A 6,324-nucleotide genomic window follows, 5' to 3' on the forward strand; every position below is an offset into this window, starting at 1 on the left:
ATACATTAAGATGAAAAGGACGGTTTTTCAGGCGGTTGTTGGGGTGGTTACCCTGTTTTGTGCGGTATTCGCTTCGGAAGCCCAAACCGCCCAAAACCCGGTGATCTTTGCCGATGTGCCCGACTTGTCCATGATCCGGGTGGGCGATACCTATTACATGAGCAGCACCACGATGCACCTGAGTCCGGGTTTGCCACTCATGAAATCGAAAGACCTGGTAAACTGGCAATTGGTTGGGTATGCGTATGATACGCTGGCGAATGTGGATGCGTTGAACCTGACCAACGGCAAAAGCACCTACGGACGAGGGTCGTGGGCCAGCAGCCTGCGCTACCACAACGGCACGTACTACGTGACCACTTTTGCCCAAACCACCGGCAAAACCCATGTTTTTACGACCAAAAATATCGAAAAAGGGCCGTGGAAAGAGACTTCATTTAAACCGTCCTACCACGATAATACCCTGTTTTTTGATGACGACGGTCGGGTGTACCTTATCTACGGTGCGGGCAAACTCCGGTTGGTTGAACTGACTGCCGATGCCTCCGGCGTGAGGCCCGGCAGCGCCGAACAGGTCCTGATTGAGAACGCAAGTACGCCATCCGGCACCGGCGGAGGGTTGCCCGCCGAAGGTTCGCAATTGTTCAAGGTGAAGGGCAAATACTACCTGTTCAACATTACGTGGCCGCGGGGCGGCATGCGAACCGTGGTGATTCACCGCGCCGACAAGATCACGGGGCCGTGGGAAGGTCGAATCGGTTTGCAGGATTTGGGTGTGGCGCAGGGCGGTTTGATCGATACGCCGGATGGGAAATGGTACGCTTATCTTTTCCGGGATTCTGGCGGAGTCGGGCGCATTCCGTATCTGGTTCCGGTGACGTGGGAAGACGGCTGGCCGGTTTTGGGCGTTAATGGCAAAGTACCCGAAACGCTCGATTTGCCTGCCAGCAAAGGCCTGATTCCGGGCATTGTGGCTTCGGACGAATTCACGCGGAAAAAAGGAGATTCTGCGCTGCCGCTGGTCTGGCAGTGGAATCACAATCCCGACAACCAGCTCTGGTCGGTTACGGAACGGAAAGGCTTTCTGCGGCTGAAAACCGGTCGCATCGACACCTCGTTTGTACTGGCCCGAAACACCCTGACGCAGCGGACCATCGGCCCGGCATGTACCGGATCAACGTTGCTCGACGTGGCCAACCTGAAGAACGGAGATTTTGCCGGGCTGAGTCTGTTACAGAAAAACTACGGTCTGGTGGGTGTCAAACGGGAAAACGGGCAAAATTTCATCGTCATGCTGAGCGCGGGTTCCGGAAAATCGATTGACATTCAGCGGGTTCCGCTGGCGCAAAAAACCGTCTATTTAAAAGCAGAGTGCAATTTTAAAGACCGGGCCGACACCGCTCAGTTCTTTTATAGTCTGGACGGAAAATCGTGGCAATCCATCGGTGAGCGGCTGAAAATGCCCTACACCATCCCGCATTTTATGGGGTACCGGTTTGGTTTGTTCAACTATGCCACGCAGCAGACGGGCGGTTTTGCCGACTTTGATTATTTCCGGATTGAAGACAAAATTTCGCAATCCTCCCGAAACTAAACCCGTTATGAAAAAGACTTTTTCTGCCATTACGCTTCTTCTTGGCTTTCTGCTGTGGAGATTCAACGCTTCGGCGCAGGACCCCAACTTCCATATTTACCTCTGTTTTGGGCAATCCAATATGGAGGGCAACGCCAAAATCGAACCGCAGGATACGGTTCATGTGAACCCCCGTTTTCAGGTGATGGAAGCCGTCGATTGTCCCGGTCTCAACCGAACCAAAGGAAATTGGTATACCGCCGTTCCGCCTTTGTGCCGGTGCCGGACCGGCCTGACCCCCGCCGATTATTTTGGTCGGGAACTGGTTGCCAATCTGCCCGAAAAGGTCCGGGTGGGCGTCATCAATGTGGCCGTGGGGGGCTGTAAAATCGAGTTGTTCGACAAAGACCATTACGAATCGTACGTCACGACGGTGCCGAGCTGGATGAAAAACTTCATCAAAGAATATGACGGAAACCCCTACGCCCGGCTGGTCGAGATGGCGAAACGGGCGCAGAAAGACGGCGTCATCAAAGGCATTCTGCTGCACCAGGGCGAGTCGAATACCAACGACACCTTGTGGACCCAAAAGGTCAAGGTGGTCTACGATAACCTGATGCATGACCTGAATCTGAAACCGAAAAAAGTGCCGCTACTGGCCGGAGAAACCGTCAACGCCGATCAGGGCGGCATTTGTGCGAGTATGAACAAGATCATTGCGACGCTCCCGCAAACCATCAAAAACGCGCACGTCATTTCATCGGCGGGTTGTACCGATTCGGCGGATAACCTGCACTTTGATGCCGCTGGCTATCGAGAACTGGGAAAACGTTACGCAGTAAAAATGCTTGCCATACAGGGCTATCGTGTACCTTCGGTGGATTGAAACTTACCTACTGTAGCGATGCGCCCAGGCTGTTCAAAATCGGATGCTTGCATCCACTTAAAAAAAAAGATGCAAAAACTTTTTGCGATCGGGTTAATCCTGCTGTTCCACCAGACGGGATTTGCCCAGCCAACACCGCCCCAACCCGTTGGCCCGCTCCCCAGCGAAAACCAGTTGCGCTGGCAAAAAATGGAATACTACGCGTTCATCCATTTTTCGATCAACACCTATACCGATATGGCCTGGGGCCTCGGCAACGAAGACCCCAAGTTGTTTAACCCGACCCAACTGGATTGCCGGCAATGGGCCCGGATTTGCAAAGAGGCCGGTATGAAAGGCATCATTTTTACGGCCAAACACCACAGCGGTTTTTGCCTATGGCCTTCCCAATACACCGAATATTCCGTGAAAAATGTGCCCTGGCGAAATGGGAAGGCCGACATCGTGCGGGAACTGGCCGATGCCTGCAAAGAATACGGTTTGAAATTCGGGGTGTATCTGTCGCCCTGGGACCGCAACTATGCCGAATATGGCCGGCCCGCATACATCACCTACTTCCGCAACCAGTTGCAGGAACTGCTGACCAACTACGGCGACATTTTTGAAGTCTGGTTCGACGGTGCCAATGGCGGTTCCGGTTATTACGGGGGAGCGAATGAAACCCGTAAAATCGATTCCAAAACGTATTACGACTGGCCAAATACCTACAAACTGGTGCGCAAACTCCAGCCCAAGATGGTCATCTGGAACGACGGGGGCGACCGGGCCGACCTGCGCTGGGTCGGCACCGAAGCCGGGTATGTGGGCGAAACCAACTGGAGTTTACTGAATGCGACCGGCGATGTGCCGGAACAAATGCTGCGTCACGGCGTCGAGAATGGGGATACGTGGGTGCCGGGTGAAGTAAACACGTCGATTCGTCCCGAATGGTTTTACCACGAGCGCGAAGACAAAAAGGTAAAAACTTTGCCCCAACTGATGGATCTTTATTACAACTCCATTGGTCGGAACGGGACGTTGCTGCTCAATTTTCCGATCATGCCCAACGGTTTGATTCACGAAAAGGACGAAAAAGCCGTGCAGGAATTTGCCAAAGCCACCAAAGAAGCGTTCGCCGTCAATCTGGCCAAAAATGCCCGGGCAACGGCCTCACAGGTACGCGGAAAGAAACCGGTTTACGACGCCAGTAAAGCCATCGATGCCGATCCGGAAAGCTATTGGGCCACGGACGATGCCGTTCGAAACGCATCGCTGACGCTCCGGTTTGCGAAGCCCACGGCTTTCAACCGGTTTCTGGTGCAGGAACCCATTCGGCTGGGGCAACGGGTCAAATCATTTACCGTGGAGGCTTTTGTCGATGGAAACTGGAAAGAACTAGCCAAAGAAACGACCATCGGTTATAAACGCATTCTCCGGTTTCCGACCGTCGAAGCCACGCAACTGCGGCTGACGATTCTGGATGCCAAAGGTTGCCCGTTGATTTCAAATCTGGAGGTCTACAAAGCCCCGCTGATTCTAACGCCCCCCATCGTCATGCGTGACCAGGCCGGCGATCTGCACATCAAGGCGGGCGATACCGAATCCGAATTGTATTATACCCTCGACGGCAGCACACCCACGGCAACCGCCAACCGCTACACAACTCCCGTAAAAACCGGCACCGGCAAAGTAGACCTGAAGGCCATCGCCTACAATCCGTTCACGAAACAAAGCAGCATCGTCAGCGAAGAGAAATTTGACATCGCCCGCAACGGCTGGAAAATCCTGAATACGGCGGCCAAACCGGCGGATCAGGTTTTGGATGGCAACCCCCATACGTCCTGGCAACAACCCAAAAGCCAACCAATGCCAGCGGATTTGGTCATTGATTTGGGGAAAGAAGAAAATCTGACCGGTTTCCGGTATCTGCCCGCCCAAAACTGGTGGGAAGAAGCCAGCATCATCACCCAGTATCAATTTGAGGTGTCTGCCGATAACGTCACGTGGAAACGGGTCAGCGAGGGGGAGTTTTCAAACATTAAAAACAGTCCGGTCTGGCAAACCAAACCGTTTGAACCCACCAAAGCCCGGTATATCAAATTACGGGCCTTGAAAAATACGCAGGAAGGTTCGGCATCGGGCTATGCCGAAATTGACATCCTTACCCAATGATAAAAGTAAAATCGATTCCTAAATCTTAATAAACCATGAAGCAGGTAATAATCAGTCGTTTGTGGCTTCTCTGGGCAGTACTCTGCCTGTGCAGCGTGGTGAATGCCCAGCCGCCACGCGGCCCGCTGGTGGTATCGCCCCAGGTGAACGCCGACAAAACCGTCACGTTCCGGTACTTATCTCCGACCGCCAAAGAGGTTAAGTTGAGCGGGCAGTTTTTGAAAGCACCCGTTGAAATGTCCAAAGATGCCCAAGGCATCTGGAGCGTAACAACGGAGCCCATCAAACCCGATATCTACCCGTACAGCTTTCAGGTGGATGGTATTACCGTCATGGACCCCGCCAACGTCGCGTTTTTCCCGAACGAGCGGTTTAAAGCCAGTCTGGTGGATATTCCCGGCGATATGCCCCTGATTCACGCCCTGCGCGACGTGCCACACGGTTCCATCAACTACGAATATTACCCGTCGCTGGAAGGCACAACCGGCTCGCTGGTGGTGTATACGCCACCGGGCTACGACCAGAATCCATCGAAAAAATACCCGGTTTTCTACCTCATCAGCGGCACGACGGATACGGAAGAAACCTTCTTCAAAGTGGGCAAAACGAATCTGATTCTGGACAATCTGATTGCGGAGGGCAAAGCCAAACCGATGATCATTGTCATGCCGTATGGCAATATGGCGGCCCGGGCCGCTGAGCAGAAAGGGGGCACCAAACCCGCCGATCCGACGGTTCGGGACGGGGCCGATGCGGTCAAACGGGCCAACGATTTTGCGACCGATCTGGTGAGCAAGGTCATTCCGTATGTCGAGAAACATTACCGGACAGTGGCGAATCGGGAAAACCGGGCCATCGGCGGTTTTTCGCGCGGGGGTGGGCAAACGCTCCGCACGGCATTCAGCAACCTGGACAAATTTGCGTGGGTGTGCAGCTACAGCTCGTACCTGTCGCCCGCCGAAATGGACCAGAACTTTCCGCACATCGGCGGCAATCCGGAAACTACCAACAAGCAGTTGAAACTGTTCTGGGTGAGTGTAGGCAGCGACGATTTTCTGTATAAAGGCACCGTCGAATTTATGGACTACCTGAAGGCGAAAAACGTGGTCTTCAAAAGCCTGATTACCGACGGCGGTCATACCTGGATGAACGTCAAAAAGTACGTAGCCGAAACCACGCCTTTACTTTTCCAATAAGACCCGCCCGATCCCATGAAACGTAGTATCTATCTCCTCCAGGCTTTTCTTTTGTCGACTATTGTGGTAATTGCCCAGCGGCCACCGTCCATCAGTTCGCCCGATGTGCATCCCGACCACAGCATTACCTTCCGGTATTTTTCCAAAAAAGCGCAGAAAGTGACCCTGAACGGCGAGTTTCTGAAGGCACCGGTCGCCCTGACGAAAGATACGTCGGGCATCTGGAGCGTGACGGTGCCGCCCGTCAAACCGGACATCTATCCGTACAGTTTTCGGGTGGATAGTGTGGAGATGGCCGATCCGAACAATACGTACATCTTTGCCAACGAACGCTTTAAGCGCAGTATTGTCGATGTGCCCGGCGATCAGCCGCTGATTCATTCACTCCAGAACGTACCGCACGGGAAAGTCAGTTATCGCTACTACAAATCCGGCACGCTGGGGACGACCCGGCAATTGCTGGTATACACCCCGCCCGGTTTCAATCCGAACGGCAAAACCAGATACCCGGTTTTGTA

Annotated in this window: 4 protein-coding genes and 1 pseudogene; all 5 read left to right on the top strand. The window is 53.5% G+C overall.

Going from position 1 to position 6,324, the window contains the following annotated elements; all coding sequences use genetic code 11:
• Positions 1 to 10: 10 nt before the first annotated feature.
• Positions 11 to 1,594: a glycoside hydrolase 43 family protein gene (locus tag FH871_RS22180; RefSeq protein WP_138993620.1), complete on the top strand. Its 1,584-nt coding sequence runs from the start codon at positions 11 to 13 to the stop codon at positions 1,592 to 1,594.
• Positions 1,595 to 1,601: 7 nt separating this feature from the next.
• On the top strand, positions 1,602 to 2,459 hold the full coding sequence (locus FH871_RS22185) for a sialate O-acetylesterase (protein WP_138993621.1): 858 nt from the start codon (positions 1,602 to 1,604) through the stop codon (positions 2,457 to 2,459).
• 69 nt (positions 2,460 to 2,528) lie between these two features.
• Complete coding sequence (locus tag FH871_RS22190; RefSeq protein ID WP_138993622.1) at positions 2,529 to 4,610, top strand: alpha-L-fucosidase; 2,082 nt, start codon at positions 2,529 to 2,531, stop codon at positions 4,608 to 4,610.
• Between the two features lie 35 nt (positions 4,611 to 4,645).
• The gene (locus FH871_RS22195) at positions 4,646 to 5,806 is read left to right on the top strand and encodes an esterase (RefSeq protein WP_138993623.1); all 1,161 of its coding nucleotides are present in this window, start codon (positions 4,646 to 4,648) and stop codon (positions 5,804 to 5,806) included.
• 15 nt (positions 5,807 to 5,821) lie between these two features.
• A pseudogene (locus FH871_RS22200) lies at positions 5,822 to 6,324 on the top strand (esterase); the annotation flags it as partial.

This window comes from Larkinella sp. C7, from assembly GCF_006149005.1.
Classification (GTDB): Bacteria; Bacteroidota; Bacteroidia; order Cytophagales; family Spirosomataceae; genus Larkinella.

Bases quoted from the DNA above. Each gene is read 5' to 3' on its own strand.
- FH871_RS22180 (WP_138993620.1), top strand. From the start codon at position 11: ATGAAAAGGACGGTTTTTCAGGCGGTTGTTGGGGTGGTTACCCTGTTT.
- FH871_RS22185 (WP_138993621.1), top strand. From the start codon at position 1,602: ATGAAAAAGACTTTTTCTGCCATTACGCTTCTTCTTGGCTTTCTGCTG.
- FH871_RS22190 (WP_138993622.1), top strand. From the start codon at position 2,529: ATGCAAAAACTTTTTGCGATCGGGTTAATCCTGCTGTTCCACCAGACG.
- FH871_RS22195 (WP_138993623.1), top strand. From the start codon at position 4,646: ATGAAGCAGGTAATAATCAGTCGTTTGTGGCTTCTCTGGGCAGTACTC.